Origin of the sequence: uncultured Zoogloea sp. (genome assembly GCF_937894855.1) — a bacterium.
GTDB classification, from domain to species: Bacteria; Pseudomonadota; Gammaproteobacteria; order Burkholderiales; family Rhodocyclaceae; genus Zoogloea; species Zoogloea oryzae.
On the sequence record NZ_CALAYQ010000210.1, the window covers coordinates 26,506 to 47,461 of the forward strand.

Sequence of the window (20,956 nt, forward strand, 5' to 3'; positions counted from 1 at the left end):
TCTGCCAGGGCAGGGGCGCATTGACGCGCCCCTCGTTTGGCCCTGAGCTTACCCCGCCGCACAATCCCTTGCAGCCACGTGCTGCAAGGGATTGTGTCGTCCGGTGACGCGTGTTGCCCTTTTCAGACAGCGGCTAGCCGAACTGCCGGCTGAACCGCGCCATGCCGATGCCGAAGATCGTCACGCCCAGCACGCCCATCGCCAGCACCGAATCCCACAGCAGGTCCATCCCCGCGCCCTTGAGGAGGATGCCGTAGGCGGAATCCAGGTAGTAGTGCAGCGGCGAGAAGCCGGCGGCGAGGCGCATCCACGGCGGCATGGCCTCCAGCGGTGTCCACGCGCCGGAGAGCAGCAGCATGGGCATCAGGATCACGATGGTCAGCATGCCCACCTGGGCCAGGTTGCGCGACACCGTGGCCGCCAGCAGGCCCAGGCCGGCGGTGGTGAAGACGTACAGCGCGGTGATCAGAAAGAAGGCCGGCAGGCTGCCGCGCATGGGCAGGTTGAACACCGGCCCGAGCACGCCAAACAGTGCGATGGCGGTGCCGGCGACGATGGCCAGCGTCATCGCGATGACCTTCGGGAAGAGGATCTGGAAGGGCGTGAGGGGCGTGACCATCAGCTGCTCAATGGTGCCGCGCTCCTTCTCGCGGACCATCGCCGCCGCCGGCAGCAGGATCGAGAACAGGGTGACGACGGTGAGGAGTTCCGAGATGCCCATGAACCACGGGTCGTACTGGTTGGGGTTGTACCAGATGCGCGTTTCGGCCTCGATCATCGGGCCGCCGCTGCCGGCAAGGCCTTCCCGCAGCATCGCCACCTCGCCGGCGTAGCGGCCGACGATCTGCGCTGCGTAGCTGGAGGCGAGGAAGCCCAGCACCGAGTTGGTGGTGTCCACCTGCAGCTGCACCGGCACCTGCTCGCCGCGGGTGAGGCGCTCCTCGAAGCGCGGCGGGATGTCGAGCACTGCCATCGCGTCGCCCCGGTCGAGCAGCTTGAGGCTGGCGTCGGGGCTGGCGGCCTCGCCGGCGTGCTTGAAGTACGGCGGCTGGAAGCGGCTGGCCAGCTCCCGCGAGGCGAAGCTGCGGTCGTTGTCGAGCACTGCCAGCGCGGCACTCCGCAGCTGCATCGACACGCCGGAGGCGGCCACGTAGATGTCGCCGGTGAAGCTGTAGAGGAAGAACACCATCAGCGCGGTGTCGCGCAGGAGCTGCAGCAGCTCCTTCCAGGTCATCACCCGCAGGCGGCGCAGGCCGGCGATGGAGAAGAAGCCCTTCATGATTTCGGCCTCTTGGAGAACAGCAGGTAGCCGATGGCGAACAGCCCCACCGCGTAGCCGGCGAGCACCAGCGCGTCGGGCCACAGCTCGGCGGCGCCGGCGCCCTTCAGGAAGCAGTCGGTGACGATGCGGCCGTAGTACATCGGCGGCAGGGAGTGGGCGATCAGTGAGGCGCCCGGCGAGAGCGACGACAGGGGCAGCAGCAGGCCCGAATACAGCACCGCCGGGATGATGGTGACCACGCTAGTGATGATCATCGCCGCCACCTGAGTTTGAACCAGCATCGAGATCACCAGCCCGAAGCCGGTGGTACACACCACGTAGATCAGGCTGGCGAGGGTGAAGAACAGCGGGTCGCCCTTGAAGGGCACCTGATACACCGAGAGGCACAGCATCCACAGGATGAACCAGTTGGCCGCGGAGATCAGCACGTAGGGCGCCAGCTTGCCGAGCAGGAACTCGCCCGGCGACACGGTGGACGAGTAGATGTTGAAGATGGAGCCGGATTCCTTCTCGCGCACCACGCCCAGCGCGGTGAGGAAGGGCGGCGACAGCATCATGATGAGCATGATGAGCTTGGGCGCCATCGACCAGATGCTCTTGATGCTCTGGTTGTAGAGGTAGCGCACCTCCAGCTTCACCGGCTGGACGCGGGCGCGGGCCTCGGCCAGGGGCACGCCGCGGGCGGTGGACAGCGCCTGGGCCATGTTCTCGGCGCTCACCGCGGCGTTGATGGCGGCCACGTAGCCCTGGGTTGTCTGGGCGCGCATCGGGAAGGTGCCGTCGATGATGACCTGCACTGGCGCCGGCTCGCCCCGGCTGAGGCGCTCGTCAAAGCGCGGCGGGATCACCAGCGCCACCCGCACCTGGTTGTCGGCCAGCAGGCGGTCGATGGTCCGCTCGTCGTCGGCGTAGCCCTTGAAATCGAAGTAGCGCGACGAGATGAAGCGGTAGGCGTAGTCGCGGCTGGCGGGCGTGCGGTCGTGGTCCACCACCGCGAAGGGCAGGTTCTCCACGTCGAGGGTCAGGCCGAAGCCGAAGATCAGCATCAGCATGGTGGGCACGATGAAGGCCAGTGCGAAGAACAGCCGGTCGCGGACGATCTCCCGCCATTCCTTCCAGGCCAGCGCGACGATCCGTTTCAGGTTCATGGCGTGCCCCGCTGGGCGGCTTCGAGGGCGCTCACCTGATGGACGAACACGTCCTCCATCGACAGGGGCCGCGGCTGAACCGACTGCAGCTGCACGCCGGCCGCGGCGAGGATGTCGGGCAGGCGGGCGAGGTCGGCGTCGGCGGCCTTCGACAGCAGATGCACCGCCCGGCCGTGGAGCACGGCGCTGGCAAAGCCGGCGGCCACCAGCGCCGCCTGGGCCGGCGCCGGGCGGTCGACGCGCAGCTCGAGGAGCTGCCCGGCCTCGGCGGTGACGGCCTGCTTCATCTGCTCCGGCGAGGCGTCGGCCACCACCTTGCCGGCGAACATCAGGGCCAGGTGGTCGCAGTGCTCGGCCTCGCCCATGTAGTGGGTGGTGACGAGGATCGCCACGCCCTCGCGCCGCGAGAGGTGGAACAGAATGTCCCAGAACACCCGCCGGCCGATGGGATCGACGCCGGAGGTGGGTTCGTCGAGAAACAGCACCTGGGGCTGATGGACCAGCGCGCAGCCCAGCGCGAGGCGCTGGCGCAGGCCCATGGGCAGGCGCCCGGCGGCGTCGTTCTCGAAGCCGGCGAGGCCGGCCATGCCGATCACCCAGTCGGTGCGCACCCTGGCGGCCTTGTCGTCGAGGCCGTAGATTCCGGCGTAGAGGCGGATGTTTTCCACCACCGAGAGGTCGTGATAGAGCGAGAAGGCCTGGCTCATGTAGCCGATGCGTTCCTTGATCGCCCAGCCGGCGGTCCGCATGTCGGCGCCCGCCACCATCCCGAAGCCGGACGAGGGCTTGAGGATGCCGGTGAGCATCTTGATGACCGTTGTCTTGCCGGCGCCGTTGGCCCCCAGCAGGCCGAAGATCTCGCCCTGGGGCACCCGGAAGCTCACCGCGTCGGCGGCGCGGAAGTCCCCGAACACCCGGGTCAGCTCGCGGGCCTCGATGGCCGGCGCGGTGCTGGTGTGGGGCGTGAGGCCGTCTTCCGGGAAGACCGATTCGAGTTTGGCGCCGCGCTGGCGCAGCATCGCGACGAAGACGTCTTCCAGCTCGGGCTCGCGGGCGAACCAGTCGGTGAGGCGGATGGGGGGTGCTTCCGTAGGTCGGACTTCAGTCCGACAAGTCGGCGCATCGGAGAGCGAATGTCGGACTGAAGTCCGACCTACAGCTGAGCCTGCAGGGTGGGCGGGCTGGTCGAGGCAGGCGTCGATCTCGGTTCGGGCGGCCGTGGCGTCGAGCCCTTCGGCGAACACCCGCAGCCAGGTGCCCATCGCTTCGGTCTGGGGAAAGCGCGCCTTGAGGCGCGGCAGGGCGTCGGCCTGGGGTTCGGCACGGAACAGGGCGAGGGTGCCGGGCACGACGGCGACCAGTTCGGCCGGCGTGCCTTCGCCCATCACCTTGCCCTCGTGGAACAGCGACACCCGGTGGAAACGGTCGGCCTCGTCGAGATAGGCGGTGGACACCAGCGCGGTGACGCCCTTTTCTTCGAGCAGCCTGCCGAGGATGGCCCAGAAATCCCGCCGGGAGACGGGATCGACGCCGGTGGTGGGCTCGTCGAGGATCACCAGATCGGGCTCGTGGATCAGCGTGCACACGAGGCCCAGTTTCTGCTTCATGCCGCCGGAGAGCTGGCGCATCGGGCGGTTGCGGAAGGCGTCGAGGCGGGTCATGCCGAGGAGCACGCGCTTGCGCTCGGCGAGCACGTCGGCCGGCACCAGGCGCAGGCGGCCGAAGAAGTCGATGTTCTCGTCGATGGACAGATCCGGGTACAGGTTGAGCCCCAGCCCCTGGGGCAGAAAGCCGATGCGCTGCTTGACCTGCTCGGCCGCGCGGGCCGAATCGATGCGGGTGCCGAAGACCTCCACCGTGCCGCCGTCGAAGGACAGCACGCCAGCGATGGCCTTCATCAGGCTGGACTTGCCGGCCCCGTCGGCGCCCACCAGCCCGTAGATCTCGCCGCGCTTCACCTCGAGGGTGAGCCCGTCGGCGGCCACGCGCTTGCCGTAGCGCTTGGTGAAACCGTCGACGCGGATGGCGGTTTCGGCGGTCATGGTGATTCCGGCGCTACCAGCGGGGCGCCTGCCAGGGCACGCCGTCCTTCCAGCGGATCACCGCGTCGGCGGGCACGCCGGGGGTGAGGCGGTGGTCGGGGTTGGTGTCGAAGTACAGGCGCACTGCGTAGCTGAGCTTCACCCGCTCGTCGGGGGTCTGCACTTCTTTGGGGGTGAACTCGGCCTGGCTGGCCACGTAGCGGATGGTGGCGGCGAAGGTCTGGCCGGGGTAGGCGTCGGTGTAGACCTGGGCCGGCAGGCCGAGGCGCACGAGGCCGATCTGCTTTTCGGGCACATAAACCTTCAGGTAGAGCTTGTCGAGATCGACGATGTCGAAGATCGGCGCGCCGGCGGCAACCACCTCGCCGGTGTCGCGCAGGCGCGACAGCACCACGCCGCCGGCCGGGGCGCGGAGGGTCAGGTCATCCACCAGGCTGGCGACTTCCTTCGATGCGGCCTGGGCCTGGCGCAGCCCGGCTTCGAGGGCGGCGATGTCGTTCTCGCGGGCGCGCACCTTGTCGCGGCCGAGGCGCGACGACGAGGCGGCCTGTTCGGCCTGGCGCAGGTCGGCGCTGGCGGCGGTGAGGGCGAGGCGGGTCTGCTCGGCCCGGCGCGGCTCGACGGTGCCGCGGGCGGCGAGCTCGTCGAAGCGCTTCGCGTCGCGGGCGGCCTGGGCTTCGGCGGCGCGGGCCTTGGCGACGACGGCGTCGGCGCTGGCTTCGGCCAGCGGCACCTCGCGGCGGGCGATGTCGAGCTGGCTGCGGGCGGCCTGGAGCTGGGCGGCGAGGGTGGCGACGGCGGCGTCGGCCTGTTGCTGGCGGGCGGTGAGCTGGGTGTCTTCGAGCCGCGCCAGCACCTGCCCGGCGGTGACGGTGGCGCCTTCGCGCACTTCGAGCTTGGCGATGCGGCCGGCGAGCTTGCTGGCGACGGTGGTGTGGTCGCCTTCGATGCGGCCGTTGGCCTGGATCAGGCCTTCGGGCAGGGCGTTGCCGCCGGAGAAGGTGTGCCACGCCCACACGCCGCCGGCCACGAGGGCGACGACCGCGGCGGCGGCGATGAGCTGGGTCTTGTCGAGACGCATGGCGGGGCTCCGGTCACAATTCGCCGACGGCCTTCCTGAGCCGCAGGCGGGCCAGGTGGAGGTCGTAGAGGGCGTTCAGGTGGTTGTAGTCGGTGAGGCTGCGCAGGGCTTCGGCGTCGAGCACTTCGGTGTGGGTGCCGACGCCGTTGCGGTAGCGGTCGCGGGCCACGCGCAGGTTCTCGTCGGCCTGGCCGACGGCGGTTTCGGTGGTGGCGAGGCGGCGGGCGGCTTCGTCGGTGGCGAGCCATTCGCGCCGCACTTCGAGCTCGATCAGCGTGCCGGCGTCGGTCTGGCGTTCGCGGGCGGCCCGGGCCCGGGCCCGGGCGGCGTCGGCCTGGTGGCGCAGCAGGCCACCGTCGAAGAGCTGCCACTCGACGCCGACGGCGAGCTGGGCCACGTCCTGGCGGACGCGGTAGCGGTTGTCCTCATGCACCGCGGCGGCCGACAGCCCGACCTGGGGCCGCAGCCCGGCGCGGGCCTGGTCGGCTTCGTGGTCGGTCACGTCGGCCTGGGCGCCGAGCAGGGCCAGTTCGGGGCGCTGGCTGCGGGCGCGGCTGGCGAGGGCGGCGATGTCGCCGGGCGCGGTGTCGGCGACGGGCGGCTCGGTCAGATCGACCGGCGCATCGAGCGGCCGGCGCAGCAGGCGGTTGTAGGCGGCGGCGGCCAGCTGGGCGGCGTTGCCGGCCTGGGTGAGGCGCTGGGTGGCGTCGGCCCGGGCGACGGCCACGGAGAGGATGTCGTTGCGGGCGACGAGGCCCTGCTTGCCCAGCTCGGCCACGTCGGCGGCGTGGGCGTCGAGGGCGGCCAGGTGGTGTTCGGCGGCCCGCAGGGCGCGGCGGGCGCGCAGCACGTTGAGGTAGGCCTCGGCCACGTCGAGCTTTACGGCTTGCTCGCTGCGGGTGCGCTCGAAGCCGCTGGCGGCGACGCCGGTCTCGGCCGCGGCCACCGCCGACGCGATGCGCCCGCCGGTGTAGAGCGGCAGCGTGGCCTGCAGGGCGTGGGTGGCGTAGCTGCGCTCCTGCAGCGGCATCTGGCTGGGCAGCGCGATGCCGGGGATCGCCGGGAAGTCGATGCGCGCGGCGGGCTCGTTGCTGAGTACGGTGTAGCGGCTGCTGGCGGTGGCGCGGGGCAGGGCCAGCGCCTGGGCGGCATCGCGGGTGGCGCGGGCGGCGTCGGATTCGGCGTCGGCGGCGCGCAGGCGGCTGTCCACGGCGAGGGCGTCGCGCCAGGCGTCGGCGAGGGTTTCGGCGGCAGCGAGCGGTGCGGGGCTGAGGGGCAGCAGCAGGGCGAGGGTGAGGAGCACCCGCGCCGGGGCAGGATGGCCGGGTTTGCTGTGGCTTTCAACGACGGTTTCGAGCATGTCTTCCTCCGTCGGAAAAATTAATGACTCGATAGTCAGTAACTTACTCCCAAGCCTCGCACGGGGCATTGCGCCAGATCAAACCCCGGTGTCGCGGGGGGTAGAATCGCGCTCCATTTCTTTGTGTCCGTCGCGCCATGCTGCCCGCTCCTCACCTGAAATATCTGGCCGGTTATCCGGCGCACCTCGTCACCCAGGTGGGCGAGGTGCTGGCCCGGGGCGAGCTGGGCGACATCCTGCGCGACAAGTATCCCCAGCCCCACGGGGTGCGCAACGACGGCGCGCTGTACGACTACGTGGGCGAGCTTAAGGCGCGGCATCTGCGCAATGCACCGCCGCTGTCGAAGGTGGCCTGGGACGGCAAGCTGCAGAACATCCACAACGCGCTGGGCACCCACACGCGGGTGGCGCGGGTGCAGGGCGGCAAGCTGCGCACGAAGCGGGAGATCCGCATCGCCAACCTGTTCCGCGAGGCGCCGGAGGAATTCCTGCGGATGATCGTCGCCCACGAACTGGCCCATCTGAAGGAGCCGGAGCACGACAAGGCCTTCTACCAGCTGTGCTGCCGGATCGAGCCGGCCTATCACCAGCTGGAGTTCGACGTGCGGGTGTGGCTGTGTCTGGTGGAGACGACGGGGGCGATGCTGTGGGCGCCGCCGGGCGTGAACCCGACGGCGGGATGAGGCTGCTGGAGCTTAAAGGCCGAGGCTGGCCTTGAGCTTGTCGAGGAGCTTGGCGCCAACGCCCTTGACGGCCAGCAGGTCGTCCACCTGCTTGAACGGGCGGGCGGCGACGATGGCTGCGGCAACGGCCTTGGGCAGGCCCTTGATGGCGGCGAGCTCGGCTGCGCTGGCGGTGTTGATCGACACCTTGCCCGCTTCAGCCTTGGGGGCGGCTTTCGGGGCGGCCTTCTTCGCGGCGGGCTTCTTGGCCGGCGTGGCGGGGGCGGCAGGCTCGACTTCAGCAACCGGGGCGGCTTCGGCGGTCCAGCTGACGGGCAGCGGGAAATCGGTGAAGTCACGGGTCACGTAGCCAGCGGCGGTCCATTCGCGCAGCAGCAGGGCGACGTGCCAGGTGCCGGCGGGGCGGGCGGCCAGCGGCAGGTCGAAGGCGAGCTGCTGCCAGCCCTGCTGGCCGGCCAGGCTGCCCAGGAAGACGCCGGCGAGCTGCACGCCGTCGGTGTTGCCGCGCTCGCCGAAGGGGGCGGGCAGGGCCCACAGCTCGGCCACGAGGCTGCCGCTCAGGTTGTCGGCGGCGCGGGGGTTGTCGATGCCATCGACGGTGATGTGCACCTGGCTGTCGCTGAGGGTGAAGCCGGCCGTGCCCTGGATCCGGGGCTGGGCGAAGCGCTCGGGCTGCGGGAAGTTGGCGAAGTCACGGATGCTGCCGTCACTGCCGTCGGCGAGCACCAGCACCATGGCGTGCTGGGCGTGACCGGCGGGCGGGAAGGCGGGGACGCTGGCGCTGACCCGGGCTTCATCACCACCGACCGCCACTTCGGCCACCTTGGTGCCGCGCACGGGCTGGCCGTCGAAGGGCGCATCGCAGGCCCACAGCTGGAGGGCCCAGTTGCCGGCAGCGTTGCCGAGGAGTTCGGCGTTGAGCTGCACCTGGTCGCCGTCAAAGGCGTAGCCGTGGTCGGGGCCGAGGCGCAGGGCGCCGGGGGTGAGGCTGGTCGGGGTCTGGAGGGTGTTGCGCGTCTGCATCTCGTGTCACCTGCGGGAGTCGGGGCGCGCGATTCTGCGGGTGCGTGGATTGCAGCGTCAATCGTTTGGCGATTGATTTTTTGGATGCCCCAACAGGGGGCGCAAAACCGCCGAAAACCGCACCAATACTGGGATTGCACTGTATTGGTGCGGTTATTTCATCGGCATTGTCGGGTTTGCTTCAAAGCAGCACGATGTCGAACTGCTCCTGGCTGTAGCTGGCCTCGGGGTGCAGGGAGATCGTCTTGTCGATGAAGTCGGAGAGCATCGCCAGCGACTGGGATTCTTCTTCCAGGAAGAGGTCGATGACGATGGGCGAGGCGAGCACGCGGAATTCCTTGGCGTTGAACTGGCGGGCTTCGCGCAGCAGCTCGCGGAGGATCTCGTAGGCCACGGTGCGGGCGGTCTTCACCTCGCCCCGGCCGTTGCAGGTGGGGCAGGGCTCGCACAGCAGGTGGGCGAGGGATTCCCGGGTGCGCTTGCGGGTCATCTCGACGAGGCCGAGGGACGTGAAGCCGTTGACCGTCATCTTGGTGTGGTCGCGGGACAGGGCCTTGCGGAACTCGTCGAGCACGGCGGCCCGGTGTTCGGCGCTCTCCATGTCGATGAAGTCGACGATGATGATGCCGCCCAGGTTGCGCAGGCGCAGCTGGCGGGCGATGGACTGGGCGGCTTCGAGGTTGGTCTTGAAGATGGTGTCGTCGAAGTTGCGCGCGCCGACGAAGCCCCCGGTGTTCACGTCGACGGTGGTCATCGCCTCGGTCTGGTCGATGATGAGGTAGCCGCCGGACTTGAGATCCACCCGCCGGGCCAGGGCCTTCTCGATCTCGGCCTCGACGCCGTGCAGGTCGAACAGCGGCCGCTCGCCGGTGTAGTGGTCGAGGAGCGGCGCCACCTGGGGCATGTACTCGCTGGCGAAGGCCATCAGCTTCTGGAAGTTCTCGCGGGAGTCGGCCACGATCCGCGAGGTGGCGTCGGTGACGAAATCGCGCATCACCCGCTGGGCGAGGTTGAGATCCTGGTACAGCACGGTGGGCGGGAAGGCGCCGACGGTGCGGTTGCGGATCTCGGCCCACAGCTTGCGCAGGTAGGCGATGTCGGCGGCGAGCTCCTCGTCGGTGGCGTATTCGGCCATCGTGCGCACGATGTAGCCGCCCTTCTCGTCGGGCGGCAGCAGGCGGCTGACCCGCTCGCGCAGGGCTTCGCGGCCGGCTTCGTCGCCGATGCGCTGGGAGATGCCGATGTGCTTGTCCTGGGGCAGGTAGACCAGCATCCGGCCGGCGATGGAGATCTGGGTGGACAGCCGGGCGCCCTTGGTGCCGATCGGATCCTTCAGCACCTGCACCATGAGGTTCTGGCCCTCGGCGAGGATGCGCTCGATGGGCCGCGGGGCGTCGCCGGTGTGGCGGTCGGTCCAGATGTCGGCCACGTGGAGGAAGGCGGTGCGCTCCAGGCCCACGTCCATGAAGGCCGACTGCATGCCGGGCAGCACGCGCACGACCTTGCCCAGGTAGATGTTGCCGACGATGCCGCGGCTGGCAGTGCGCTCGACGTGGACTTCCTGGACGACGCCCTGCTGCATGAGGGCGACGCGGGTTTCCTGGGGGGTGAAGTTGATGAGGTATTCGTCGGACATGATGGCGGATGCAAATGGTGATGGGTGAGGGCCGGGCTGGGCCGGGCCTTCACCGATCGCCACTCGTCCTGCGGCGGGCGCGGGCGTGTCCGAGGGGGCGTCGTGGCGCCCCGGTTGTGGGTTTGTCTCCTCGTCAGGCGTGCCGGCTGGGAGCCGGCAGGCGGTCACAGAGAATAGCCGAATTCCTGCAGCAGGGCGCCGGTCTCGAAGAGCGGCAGGCCCATGATTCCGGTGTAGCTGCCGCGGATCTCCTCGATGAACAGCGCGGCGCGGCCCTGGATGCCGTAGGCGCCGGCCTTGTCGTCGGCTTCGCCGGTGGCCACGTAATAGCGGATCTCGTCTTCCGACAGGGGGCGGAAACGCACGTCGCTGGTGGACAGCCGGGTTTCGAAGCGCAGGCCATCGCTCACCACCACCGCGGTGTGCACCCGGTGGGTGCGGCCCGACAGGCGCTGCAGGATCGCCACCGCGTGCTCGCCGTCGTCGGGCTTGCCAATGATCTCGCCGTCGAGCTCGAGGGTGGTGTCGGCGGCCAGCAGCAGCCGGCTGGGCAACTCTCGCCAGCGCATGCGCTGGACGCCGCCGATGGCCTTGGCATTGGCGACGCGCCGGACGTAGGTGATGGCGTCCTCGCCGGGGAGCACGTCCTCGGCGATGTCGTGGTCGTGGCGGCCGGGGCCGCGGAACAGCAAAGGCTCGAAGTGGACGTGGATCTGCTGCAGCAGTTCGCGCCGGCGGGGGCTGTTGGAGGCGAGGTAGATCATGGGGCGGCAATGCGTGAAGGATGAGCGGCAGTATGCCCGGCCGGACAGCCTTGCGCCTTATGCAAACGCGGTTCCGGACCAGCCGGAAGCATAAAGCGAAACGGGGCTGTTCGGGCAGCCGGCGTCGCGCCTCACGTGCGGCCCGTCACTCCCGGTGGTAGGGGTGGTTCTTGAGCACGCTCCAGGCCCGGTAGAGGGCCTCGGCGAGCATCACGCGGACGAGGGCGTGGGGCAGGGTGAGGCTGGAGAGGCGCATCGTCTCGTGGGCGGTGGCCTTGAGGGCGGGGTCGAGGCCGTCCGGCCCGCCGATGATGAGGGCCACGTCGTCGCCCCCGTCCTGCCAGCGTTCGAGCCGCTTGGCGAGGGCCTTGGAGGTGAGGTCCTCGCCCCGTTCGTCGAGGATCAGCCGGCGGCAGCGGGGCGGCAGGGCGGCTTCGATGCGGGCGGCTTCGGCGGCCATCATGGCTTCGACCGTCTTGCCGGTGGTGCGCGGCTCGGCCTTTACCTCGACGAGCTGGATCGGCAGCTCGCGGGGCATGCGCTTGGCGAAGTCGTCGAAGGCGGTGTCGACCCACGCGGGCATGCGTGTGCCGACAGCAACCAGCAGCAGCTTCATGGGGCGCTCAGGCGGCGCGGCGCGGGCGTGCGGGCGTGGCGGCCCACAGTTCCTCGAGGTTGTAGTAGCTGCGTACGGCCGGCTGCATGATGTGCACGACGATGGCGCCGAGATCGACCAGCACCCATTCGCCGCTGCCTTCGCCTTCGATGCCGATGATCTGGATGCCGGCTTCGCGGGCCTTGTCGGCCACGCTGCGGGCGAGGGCGCGGGTCTGGCGGTTGGAGTCGCCGCTGGCGATCACGACGCGCTCGAAGAGGGCGCTGATGCGCGTGGTGTCGATGACCTGGATGTCCTTGGCCTTGATGTCTTCAAGGGCGGAAACGACGAGCTGTTCGAGTTGGGTGATGTCCATTGAGTCAGAGATAGAGTTGATGCCGGGAAATATAGTCAACAACCGGCGGGGGGAGCAAATAACGCAGGCTCAGCCCGGCAGCCGCGCGGGCGCGGATGTCGGTGGCCGAGATTGCCAGGGGAGTCATTTCGAAGGGCACGATGGCGCCGGCCGGGGCTGCGACTAGGGCTGCCGGGCTGGCCTTGCAACGGGCGACGAGGTCGGCCAGCGCGGGCACCATCTGGGCCGCGTCGAGGGTGTAGCCGGGGCGGTTGGCCACGGCCAGGTGGGCGAAGTCGAGCAGCTCCGTCCAGCGCCGCCAGGTGGGCAGGCCGAGGAAGGCATCCACGCCCAGCAGCAGCACCAGCGGCCGGGCGGAGCCGAGCTCGGCGCGCAGGCGTTCGAGGGTCAGGATGGTGAAGCTGGCCTGGGCGGCGGTGACTTCGGCGGCATCGACCTCGAAGGCCGGGTTGTCGGCGGTGGCGAGGCGGGCCATTGCCAGCCGGTGGTTGCCGCTCGCGCCGGGCGTGGCGCGGTGGGGCGGCTGGCCGGCGGGGATCAGGCGCACGCGCGCCAGGCCCAGCGCCTCGCGGGCGGTTTCGGCGAGGCGCAGGTGGCCCAGGTGGATCGGGTCGAAGGTGCCGCCGAACAGGCCCAGCGGGCCTGCGGGGTCAGTCCTGCTCATCCGGGGTGATCTTGCCGAACACGTCGGTGGTGTTGGCGTAAAGGCTGGCAAAAATCACCGGCATGAAGACCACCGGGAAGGCGAGGGCGGCGAGGCTGCCGAGGATGGGCAGGGCGAGGTCGAGCACGATGACGACGATGCTCGCAGCCTGGGTGACGAACATCAGGCACAGCCCGTACACCAGAAACGCGCGCCAGTTGCGCAGGCAGGCCACATAGCTGAAGAACAGCGCCTTGACGGCCGGCACCTTGCCCCAGGCGGCCAGAAGCGGGGCGAACCAGTAGGCCATCGCCAGCGGGGTGAAGCCGACCACCACGATCAATACCGCGAGGCCGAAGGACGGCGCCTCTGACAGGGTCTCCCCCAGATCGGCCTTGCCGAGCAGGATGTTCACCATCCGGTCGCCCATGCTGCCGTCGATCAGCACGGCGATGCCCACCAGCGCGAGGGTGCACAGGAAGTTGATGCCGCCGATCTTGATGAGCTCGGGCAGTTGCTGGCGAAAGCCGGAGAACATCACCTCGGGCCCCACCTTGCGGCCTTCGGCGACGGCCTTGCAGCCGTTGTAGATGCCCAGCGCCAGGGCCGGCGTGGTGAGCGAGATGACGATCGGCCCGATGTACGGGACGATGAACATCACCAGCTGGATGAAGGAGTAGGCCATCACCAGGAAGGTGATGAGGGCCGGATTGCGTTTCCAGATCGCGAAGCCGTCGACGATCCAGGCCCAGCCGCGCCGGGCGGGAAGGGTGCGCGCCTGCACCGGCTTACTCTGGCGTGGCTTCGGGCTGCGCGGCCGGCGGCAGGGCCGGGCGTTCGCCGAAGACGTCCTGGAACGAGGCGTAGAGGGTGCCCGCGAGCACCGGGATCAGCACCAGCACGCCCAGCCCGGCGGGGAGCATCGCCACCCAGATCAGCACGTAGATCAGCACCCCGAGGACGACGAAGGCCCCGAAGTTGTTGAAGCACGCGGTGAGCGAGAGCTTCATCGCATCGAGCGGCGGGGTGTCGCGCAGCACCACCAGCGGCGCGGCGAACCACAGCGCGGTGATGAGCAGCACCCACAGCACCGAGAACACCACGCTGCCCAGCACCACGCCGCTCACCAGGCCCAGCCCGAGGCCGGCCAGCGCGCCGAGGATGTAGCCGGTGAGCAGCGCGCCGCCGCCCACCACCACCGACACGAAACCGGCGACGAGGCCGCCGAGCAGGTAGAACACGCCCACCAGGGCGAGGTTGCCGGCATGCACCTTGAGGCCCGCGGCGAGGTGATCGACCCGCAGGGGCTGGCCCTGGGCGAGGGCGTGGCAGCCCATCACCATGCCGGCGACCATCACCGGGAAGCCGATCAGCACCACCGCCCAGCCCAGCAGGGGCACCAGCCCCAGCACGAAGAGCATCACGATGAAGATCACCGCGATGGCGATCCACACGCCGGGGCTCTGCATGAAATAGGACCAGCCGGCCTTCAGCCACACCAGGCTTTCGGCAGGGGACACGTGGCGCGGCTGGGGATGCCGGGCGCTGCTGTACGGATGGGATGCCGGGGAGGCCGGTTCGGTCATGACTGGGTTGGGGAAAACAGGAATACGGGACGAAAAATCAGCATGTTGCGTTGCAGTGAAATGCTAGCCCAAATCGCCGGCGGTGTTCAAACCGCCGATCGGATCGCGACCGGATTTCACGCAGGCAGGGCCGGCAGCGCGGTGTCGGTGGCGCGCTGGTTGAGGATGCGCCGGTATTCGCCCGGGTCCTTCACCAGCACCATCTCGCCGGCCCGCGGACGGTGGAAATCCTCCAGCCGCGACAGCCAGAAGCGCAGCGCCGCGGCGCGCAGCATCGCCGGCCAGGCGGCCCGCTCGGCGGCGGTGAACGGGCGCGATTCGGCATAGCCTTCGAGGAGCGCAGCGGTGCGCACAGGATCGAGGCGGCCGTCGGCGTCGGCGCACCAGTCGTTCACCGTCACCGCCACATCGAACAGCAGGGCGTCGACACCAGCAAAGTAGAAGTCGATCACCCCGCCGACGAACTCGCCGTCCCACAGCACGTTGTCGCGGAACAGATCGGCGTGGATCACGCCCTGGGGCAACTTGCGCAAGTCGAAGCCGGCCTGGAAGACGAGCTCGGCGTCGAGCTCGGCCTGCTCGTAGGCCGAGAGATGCGGGCGCACCCGCTGGGCGCAGTCGCGGCGCCACTCGGCGTTGCGCGGGTTGGCCTGCTTGCGGCCGAAGTTGACGCCGGCCAGGTGCAGCCCGGCCATCATCGCGCCGATGCGCCGGCAGTGGGCCGGGCCCGGGTTCATCTCGGACTTGCCCGAGAGCCGCGCCACCAGCACCGCCGGCTTGCCGGAGAGGGTGCCCAGGTATTCGTTGTCGCGGTTGGCCACCGGCGCGGGCACGGGCAGGCCGTGGCGGGCCAGGTGGGCCATCAGGTGCAGATAAAAAGGCAGCTCGGCCCGGGGCATCGTCTCGAACAGCGTGAGCACGTAGCGGCCCAGGCTGGTGGTGACGAAGAAGTTGCTGTTCTGCACGCCGGCAGAGATGCCCTGCAGGTTTTCGAGGCGGCCGATGGCGTAGTTGCGCAGCCAGTCGGCGAGCTCGGTTTCGGTGACGGGGGTGAATACGGACATGGTGGCCGGAGCTTACATCAATCGGTGGCGGTAGAATGCCCTCCCCCGCTTCACCCGCTGCGCCGCCATGTCCTTCCTGCTCAATCCGCCCCAACGCGAAGCCATCCATTACCTCGATGGCCCCTGCCTCGTGCTGGCCGGGGCGGGCTCGGGCAAGACGCGGGTGATCACCCAGAAGATCGCCTATCTGGTGAATGACTGCGGCTTCAACCCCCACGCCATCGCCGCGATCACCTTCACCAACAAGGCCGCGAAAGAGATGCTGGAGCGGATCTCCAAGCTGATGGGCGGCCGGGCGTCGAAGGGGCTGACGGTGTGTACCTTCCACGCCCTGGGCGTGCGCATCGTGCGCCAGGAGGCCCAGCTGCTCGGCCTCAAGCCCCAGTTTTCGATCCTGGATTCGGGCGACACCACCCAGATCATCGCCGAGATGACCGGCAACACCGACAAGAACCGCGCCAAGGCCCTGCAGTGGCAGATCTCCAGCTGGAAGAACGCCCTCGTCGAGCCCAACGAGGCCGCCCACATCGCCAACGATGAAGTCTCGGCCGCCGCCGCGCTGCTCTACCGGGATTACGACAAGACCCTGCGCGCCTACCAGGGCGTGGATTTCGACGACCTGATCCGCCTGCCGGTGAAGCTCTTCGACGAGCACCCCGAAGTGCGCGACCGCTGGCAGAACCGCCTGCGCTACCTGCTGGTGGATGAATACCAGGACACCAACCGCGCCCAGTACCGCCTGCTCAAGCTGCTCACCGGCGTGCGCGCGGCCTTTACCGCGGTGGGCGACGACGACCAGGCCATCTACGCCTGGCGCGGTGCCGACATCGAGAACCTGCGCCAGCTGCCGGTGGATTTTCCGACCCTCAAGGTCATCAAGCTGGAGCAGAACTACCGCTCCACCACGCGCATCCTGCACGCCGCCAACACGGTGATCGCCAACAACGAGAAGCTCTTCGACAAGAAGCTGTGGTCCGAGCACGGCGCCGGCGAGCCGGTGACGGTGGTGGCCTGCCAGACCCCCGAGCACGAGGCTGAATCGGTGGTGATGAAGCTCATCGCCCACAAGTTCGAGCACCGCACCCACTTCAAGGATTACGCCATCCTCTACCGGGGCAACCACCAGGCGCGGCTCTTCGAGCAGCACCTGCGCAACCAGAAGATCCCCTACGCCATCTCCGGCGGGCGCAGCTTCTTCGAGAACGCCGAGATCAAGGACTTGTGCGCCTACCTGCGCCTGATCGCCAACGAGGACGACGACCTGGCCTTCATCCGGGCGATCACCGTGCCGCGCCGGGGCATCGGCGCCGCCACCATCGAAGCCATCAGCCATTACGCCAGCAACCGCAACATCAGCCTGTTCACGGCGGTCTTCGAGGAGGGCGTGACCCAGCACGTGGCGGCGCGCCAGCTGGAGGGCATGCGGGAGTTCTGCCACTTCATCAACCGCGTCACCCACCGTGCCCCGCGGGAGCCCGCCGGCCCGGTGATCAACGACCTGCTGAAGGCCATCGGCTACGAAGCGTGGCTGTACGAGAGCTGCGAGCCCCGCGAGGCCGAGACCAAGTGGAGCAACGTGAGCGACTTTACCGGCTGGCTGGTGCGCAAGGGCGAGGAGGACGGCAAGACCCTCACCGACATGATCCAGACCATCAGTCTCATCACCATGCTCGACAAGGACGACGAGGAGCTGGATCAGGTGCAGCTGGCCACGCTCCACGCCTCCAAGGGGCTGGAGTTCAAGCACGTGTTTCTGGTGGGCGTGGAGGAGGGGCTGCTGCCCCACCAGAGCTCCATCGACGAGGACAAGATCGAGGAAGAGCGCCGCCTGATGTACGTGGGCATCACCCGCGCCCAGCGCAGCCTCACCATCAGCTACTGCGAACGCCGCAAGGCCGGCCGCGAGGTGCGCACCTGCGACCCGTCACGCTTCATCGACGAGATGGGCATGGAAGGCATCCGCCGCAGCGACCGCAAATCCGCCGAGCCGGTGAGCAAGGAAGACGCCCGCGCCCGCATCGCCAACCTGCGCGCGATGCTGGGCAACAAGCCGGGAACGATCGGCTGATTGCTGTGGATGTTGTGTCGGGTTAGCCCAACGGGCGTAACCCGACACAACCGACTCAAGGTGCCGGCGAACCTTCCTTCTGATACTTCGGCGAACGCGGCCCGTACAGGATGCCGTTGGGCCGGCCGGCGGAGAGCAGGCGGCTGGCGGTGATGCCGGCGATCGGGTGGCCGCGGTTGCTCAGGGTGTCGGCGATCTGGGTGATGACCGCCTTCACCAGCAGGCCCACCACACCGCCGCTCGAGTTGTTGTTGCCTTCTTCGCTCGACGCGGTGGCGCTGCCTTCCCACAGGGTGGCGCCGCTGCGCAGATCAACCAGCTTGGCCTCGGCGGAGACGCGGGTCTCGCTGGAGATGATCATGTACTTGGTGCCGTAGTGGGTGACCTTGATGTACAGGGCCGAATCGGCACCAAAGATCTCGCGCAGCTTCTTGAGCGGCACCTGCTGGATGTCGGCCGGGGAGGTGAGGCCGTTCTGGCGGAAGGCCTCATCCACCAGCGTTACCGGCAGCACGTAGTAACCGGACTCGGCCAGCGGCAGCGTGGTCTGGGCATACATGCTGTAGGTGGCGTTCACGTCCGGCGAATCGTTGAGCGGGGGCAGCACCAGGATGGACTTGGGCCGGCTCTCGCGGAAGGCGGTGTAGTCGTAGCCCGGCTTGGTGGCGCAGCCGGCAAGCAGCGCCACGCCGATGGCCAGCAACACCCGTTGAAAAAGGCGCGATCGGATCATTGGCGGGCCTCTGCGGGTTTGGGTTGGAACTTCTTCAGGATGAAATCCATGAAGGGTGCGCCTTCGGGAAACTGCTGCTTCTCGGCTTCGAGGCTCTCGGCGAGACGGCCGGCCTGGCCGCTCTGGCCGTAGAGCATCCCCAGGTGGGCCTGGAAGCCCGGCGGCAGGGGCAGGCCCTTGGCGCGGGCCTGCTCACGCATGGCCTCGAGGGCCTGGATCTGCTCCTGCTGGCCCTTGGCGTTATTGAAGTGGCTGTACATCACGCTGGGGTAATCGCCCCAGTAGTAGAGCGGCTTGGGCTGCGTGGCGCAGCCGGCGAGCAGGCCGACCGCCAGCGCGGCCAGCGCCAGCCGGCCGTGCCGGAAAGAAGAAACGTGCATGGTGTGGGCTCGGCTCCGGGCTTAGTCGGCGAGGCGCAGCGCGCCGGATTCGACACCGCCGACGAGGTTGTCGACAGCTTCGCGGATGGCCAGGTCGAGCACCTTGCCGTTGAGGGTGGAGTCATAGCTGGCGGTGCTGCCAAAGCCCACCACCTCGCGGTTGGAGAGGCTGTATTCGCCGGCGCCCTGGGCGGAGTAGACGACCTCGGAGGTCTTCACATCCACCACGTTGAGGGCCACCTTGGCGTAGGCCACCTGTTGCTTGCCGCGGCCGAGGATGCCGAACAGCTGGTGATCGCCCACTTCCTTGCGGCCAAACTCGGTCACGTCGCCGGTGACGACAAAGCGGGCGCCCTTGAGCTTCTGCTCGACCTTGTTGAGGGCGGCCTCCTGCTTGATCTCGGACATGTTCTCGCGCTCCAGCACGTTGAAGCGGTTGGTCTGCTGGAGGTGAGTGATGAGGATGGTCTTGGCCTGGCTGCCGAGGCGGTCGACGCCATCGGAGAAGATGCCGCGCATGAAGCTGGAGCGGTTGTCGAACTTGCCCACCGAGATCGGCGTGCGGGCGCCGGTGTAGGCGCGGGCAGCGGCGGCGGGCTTGGCGACGGCCACGGTGCGGGATTCTTCGGTGGCGGCACAGCCGACCAGCGTGCTGGCGGCGGCAGTGACGGTGGCAAGAATGGCAAGGGTCTTCTTCATGCGTGTACCTGCAATGTGATTGAAATTCCGTGAGGCTGGAATTATATACACATGGCAATGCCCTCTGCATTACCGGACGCCAAAATAGCCCGAGCGAAAATGCAGATGTGGTCGCGATGAATGCGGCTGGCGTGCGCGCGAAAGGCGACAGGCAGGCGCGGGGGCGATCCGTAGGGTGCTGCGAGGGGATGTGCGGTGCGCGGGGGGATCAGGCGCCGGAACAGGCCGTAGTGCCTGGTGCGTCCTGACGGAGTCGAACCGCCGACCTCCACGATGTCAACGTGGCGCTCTAACCAACTGAGCTAAGGACGCTGGGGGGAATGGAGCGGCAGAAGAGTCTCGAACTCTCGACCTCAACCTTGGCAAGGTTGCGCTCTACCAACTGAGCTACTGCCGCTCTAAGAACTACTTTGTGATGCGTGGCGGAGTGGACGGGACTCGAACCCGCGACCCCCGGCGTGACAGGCCGGTATTCTAACCAACTGAACTACCACTCCACTTTTACCGCATGGCCGCCGATGACCGGCTGCCGAACCTTCACTTGCCTTGGTGCCCAGGAGAGGACTCGAACCTCCACGGAGTTACCCGCTAGTACCTGAAACTAGTGCGTCTACCAATTCCGCCACCTGGGCAGGCGGTGAAGGGCGCGAATAATAACGAAGGTTTTGCGGATGCGCTAGCCCCCGGCGTAAAAAATTCGTCCTGGCCCCGAAAAAGTCCGGGTCTGGGGTGGGTGAGTTGGGGGTGAAGCGAAGTGAGTTCAGGTTCGAGGCGAACTTGTTCAACTCAAAGATGAACATGCCCAGGTACGGGAAGTACGTGTTCGGGGTAAAGCGGAATCCGTTCAAGTTCGGGACGAAGTGGTTCGGCTAAAAGCCGGGCAACTTCCAGTTCGAGCAGAGCGCGCTCGGGGCAAAGCCCTGCATGTTCAAATCCAGGCCGGGTTCGTTCAAGTCAAAGCCCAACCCGTTCCGGTTGGCGGCGAGCGGGTTCGGGTCCTGGCCGGGCAATCTCCGGTCGGGGGTGAATTCGGCCCGCTCAATGCGGGGCAAGCCCCGGTCCGGGATGGCCCGGCCCCACTCCGCGCCCATCCCGCCTCGCTATTTACGAGGCTGGTTACTTTGCCGCGCCGTCGCCGCTCCCCTTGCGCCGACCCTGGCCCGCAAAACGCACGGCTGCGTGGGCCGAGAACTCGTCCAGCACCGCCCCCTTGCCGGCCGCCTTGGCAAAGCGATAACCGTCCAGCGCCGCGCGGTAGATGTCGCTGCCCAGCGCCATCTCCGTGTCCTCCGCCCGATTCATCAATGCAGCCAGCCGCGCAAACACCGGCCGCAGCTGATCCAGCGCCTTGATGTCCGCCTCGAACTCCCGCAGGCTGAAAGTGCCCGGCATCACCTCCGGATTCAGTGCCAGCACGTCATACGCCTTGCGCGCAAACATCTCCGACTTCGGCCCCATCTTCGCCAGCTCATGCCGCTCCGCCACCGACAACGAAATCAGGCCGTCGAGGTTCTTCTCCAGCACCGCCAGCGCACCATGCACTTCCTTCAGCTGTTCGTTTGAAATTTCAAGGGAAATCAGGTTCTGAAACATGCTCCGCTCCTATGTCTTTGTAGTGAAGCTATGTCTATGGAAAGTTTGATGGGCGAATTTTCGGGGGGAGGGCGGGGGGATGTCAAATGGCTTTATGAGTGCGGTGAAGAGAGGAGAGGAGGCTGGGCGTCTACTGTGAACTCAGGCGATGTTGTGGTGGACCTGGTTGGCGGGTGTAAGGAGAGGGGGGCGCTGATCTG

21 protein-coding genes and 4 tRNA genes are annotated in these 20,956 nt (G+C 68.1%); 2 read left to right on the top strand and 23 right to left on the bottom strand.

Annotation, left to right across the window (positions count from 1 at the left end; all coding sequences use genetic code 11):
• Positions 1-133 precede the first annotated feature (133 nt).
• The 5 genes from Q0672_RS23180 to Q0672_RS23200 are packed head-to-tail and all read right to left on the bottom strand — an operon-like array spanning position 134 to position 6,913.
• Complete coding sequence (locus Q0672_RS23180) at positions 134-1,279, bottom strand: ABC transporter permease (RefSeq protein ID WP_298626602.1); 1,146 nt, start codon at positions 1,277-1,279, stop codon at positions 134-136.
• Positions 1,276-2,430: an ABC transporter permease gene (locus Q0672_RS23185; protein ID WP_153163352.1), complete on the bottom strand. Its 1,155-nt coding sequence runs from the start codon at positions 2,428-2,430 to the stop codon at positions 1,276-1,278. The genes Q0672_RS23180 and Q0672_RS23185 overlap by 4 nt, the downstream gene beginning before the upstream one ends.
• Positions 2,427-4,472 carry an ATP-binding cassette domain-containing protein gene (locus Q0672_RS23190; RefSeq protein WP_298626607.1) on the bottom strand — a complete coding sequence of 682 codons (2,046 nt, stop codon included), beginning with the start codon at positions 4,470-4,472 and terminating at the stop codon, positions 2,427-2,429. Before Q0672_RS23190 ends, Q0672_RS23185 begins: the two co-directional genes overlap by 4 nt.
• 13 nt (positions 4,473-4,485) lie before the next feature.
• Complete coding sequence (locus Q0672_RS23195; protein WP_298626610.1) at positions 4,486-5,553, bottom strand: efflux RND transporter periplasmic adaptor subunit; 1,068 nt, start codon at positions 5,551-5,553, stop codon at positions 4,486-4,488.
• 13 nt (positions 5,554-5,566) lie between these two features.
• Positions 5,567-6,913: a TolC family protein gene (locus Q0672_RS23200; RefSeq protein ID WP_298626613.1), complete on the bottom strand. Its 1,347-nt coding sequence runs from the start codon at positions 6,911-6,913 to the stop codon at positions 5,567-5,569.
• A gap of 137 nt (positions 6,914-7,050) precedes the next feature.
• Here Q0672_RS23200 and Q0672_RS23205 point away from each other — a divergent pair, with 137 nt between their 5' ends.
• The gene (locus Q0672_RS23205; protein ID WP_298626615.1) at positions 7,051-7,596 is read left to right on the top strand and encodes a M48 family metallopeptidase; all 546 of its coding nucleotides are present in this window, start codon (positions 7,051-7,053) and stop codon (positions 7,594-7,596) included.
• A gap of 12 nt (positions 7,597-7,608) precedes the next feature.
• Here Q0672_RS23205 and Q0672_RS23210 read toward each other — a convergent pair whose 3' ends face one another.
• From Q0672_RS23210 to Q0672_RS23250, 9 genes are all read right to left on the bottom strand, one after another.
• Positions 7,609-8,619, bottom strand: a complete 1,011-nt coding sequence (locus tag Q0672_RS23210) for a helix-hairpin-helix domain-containing protein (protein ID WP_298626617.1) — start codon at positions 8,617-8,619, stop codon at positions 7,609-7,611.
• A 181-nt stretch (positions 8,620-8,800) separates the two neighbouring features.
• The gene (rng, locus tag Q0672_RS23215) at positions 8,801-10,255 is read right to left on the bottom strand and encodes a ribonuclease G (RefSeq protein ID WP_298626620.1); all 1,455 of its coding nucleotides are present in this window, start codon (positions 10,253-10,255) and stop codon (positions 8,801-8,803) included.
• A 164-nt stretch (positions 10,256-10,419) separates the two neighbouring features.
• Positions 10,420-11,019: a nucleoside triphosphate pyrophosphatase gene (locus Q0672_RS23220; RefSeq protein ID WP_298626623.1), complete on the bottom strand. Its 600-nt coding sequence runs from the start codon at positions 11,017-11,019 to the stop codon at positions 10,420-10,422.
• Positions 11,020-11,164: 145 nt separating this feature from the next.
• Positions 11,165-11,635 (bottom strand): 23S rRNA (pseudouridine(1915)-N(3))-methyltransferase RlmH, encoded by a 471-nt coding sequence (gene rlmH / locus Q0672_RS23225; protein ID WP_298626626.1) that lies wholly within the window; start codon positions 11,633-11,635, stop codon positions 11,165-11,167.
• Between the two features lie 7 nt (positions 11,636-11,642).
• Positions 11,643-11,990: a ribosome silencing factor gene (gene rsfS / locus Q0672_RS23230; protein ID WP_153163361.1), complete on the bottom strand. Its 348-nt coding sequence runs from the start codon at positions 11,988-11,990 to the stop codon at positions 11,643-11,645.
• Positions 11,991-11,994: 4 nt separating this feature from the next.
• Entirely contained in the window at positions 11,995-12,654 is a 660-nt protein-coding gene (nadD, locus tag Q0672_RS23235; protein WP_298626631.1) for a nicotinate-nucleotide adenylyltransferase, read from the bottom strand.
• Positions 12,641-13,417, bottom strand: coding sequence for a BPSS1780 family membrane protein (locus tag Q0672_RS23240; protein WP_298626634.1), 777 nt, complete (start codon positions 13,415-13,417; stop codon positions 12,641-12,643). Before Q0672_RS23240 ends, nadD begins: the two co-directional genes overlap by 14 nt.
• A 4-nt stretch (positions 13,418-13,421) precedes the next feature.
• Positions 13,422-14,219, bottom strand: a complete 798-nt coding sequence (locus tag Q0672_RS23245; RefSeq protein ID WP_228112004.1) for a BPSS1780 family membrane protein — start codon at positions 14,217-14,219, stop codon at positions 13,422-13,424.
• Positions 14,220-14,335: 116 nt separating this feature from the next.
• A complete protein-coding gene (locus Q0672_RS23250) occupies positions 14,336-15,283 on the bottom strand; it encodes a homoserine kinase (protein ID WP_298626637.1) in 948 nt (315 codons plus the stop codon).
• Positions 15,284-15,350: 67 nt separating this feature from the next.
• On the opposite strand from Q0672_RS23250, the gene Q0672_RS23255 reads away from it, so the two are divergent.
• Complete coding sequence (locus Q0672_RS23255; RefSeq protein ID WP_298626640.1) at positions 15,351-17,351, top strand: UvrD-helicase domain-containing protein; 2,001 nt, start codon at positions 15,351-15,353, stop codon at positions 17,349-17,351.
• A 55-nt stretch (positions 17,352-17,406) separates the two neighbouring features.
• On the opposite strand, the gene Q0672_RS23260 is transcribed toward Q0672_RS23255, so the two are convergent.
• The 9 genes from Q0672_RS23260 to Q0672_RS23300 all read right to left on the bottom strand — a co-directional run bounded on the left by Q0672_RS23260 (position 17,407) and on the right by Q0672_RS23300 (position 20,756).
• Positions 17,407-18,084, bottom strand: coding sequence for a DUF799 domain-containing protein (locus Q0672_RS23260; RefSeq protein WP_298626643.1), 678 nt, complete (start codon positions 18,082-18,084; stop codon positions 17,407-17,409).
• On the bottom strand, positions 18,081-18,464 hold the full coding sequence (locus Q0672_RS23265) for a DUF4810 domain-containing protein (protein WP_153163731.1): 384 nt from the start codon (positions 18,462-18,464) through the stop codon (positions 18,081-18,083). Before Q0672_RS23265 ends, Q0672_RS23260 begins: the two co-directional genes overlap by 4 nt.
• Positions 18,465-18,485: 21 nt before the next feature.
• On the bottom strand, positions 18,486-19,163 hold the full coding sequence (locus Q0672_RS23270) for a CsgG/HfaB family protein (protein ID WP_153163732.1): 678 nt from the start codon (positions 19,161-19,163) through the stop codon (positions 18,486-18,488).
• Between the two features lie 235 nt (positions 19,164-19,398).
• Positions 19,399-19,475, bottom strand: a tRNA-Val gene (locus Q0672_RS23275).
• Between the two features lie 9 nt (positions 19,476-19,484).
• Positions 19,485-19,560: transfer RNA gene (locus Q0672_RS23280), tRNA-Gly, on the bottom strand.
• Positions 19,561-19,583: 23 nt separating this feature from the next.
• A tRNA-Asp gene (locus Q0672_RS23285) sits at positions 19,584-19,660 on the bottom strand.
• Positions 19,661-19,710: 50 nt separating this feature from the next.
• Positions 19,711-19,795 (bottom strand) — tRNA-Leu (locus Q0672_RS23290).
• A gap of 237 nt (positions 19,796-20,032) precedes the next feature.
• The gene (locus Q0672_RS23295; protein WP_298626649.1) at positions 20,033-20,215 is read right to left on the bottom strand and encodes a hypothetical protein; all 183 of its coding nucleotides are present in this window, start codon (positions 20,213-20,215) and stop codon (positions 20,033-20,035) included.
• Between the two features lie 64 nt (positions 20,216-20,279).
• The gene (locus tag Q0672_RS23300) at positions 20,280-20,756 is read right to left on the bottom strand and encodes a hypothetical protein (RefSeq protein WP_298626652.1); all 477 of its coding nucleotides are present in this window, start codon (positions 20,754-20,756) and stop codon (positions 20,280-20,282) included.
• Positions 20,757-20,956 lie beyond the last annotated feature (200 nt).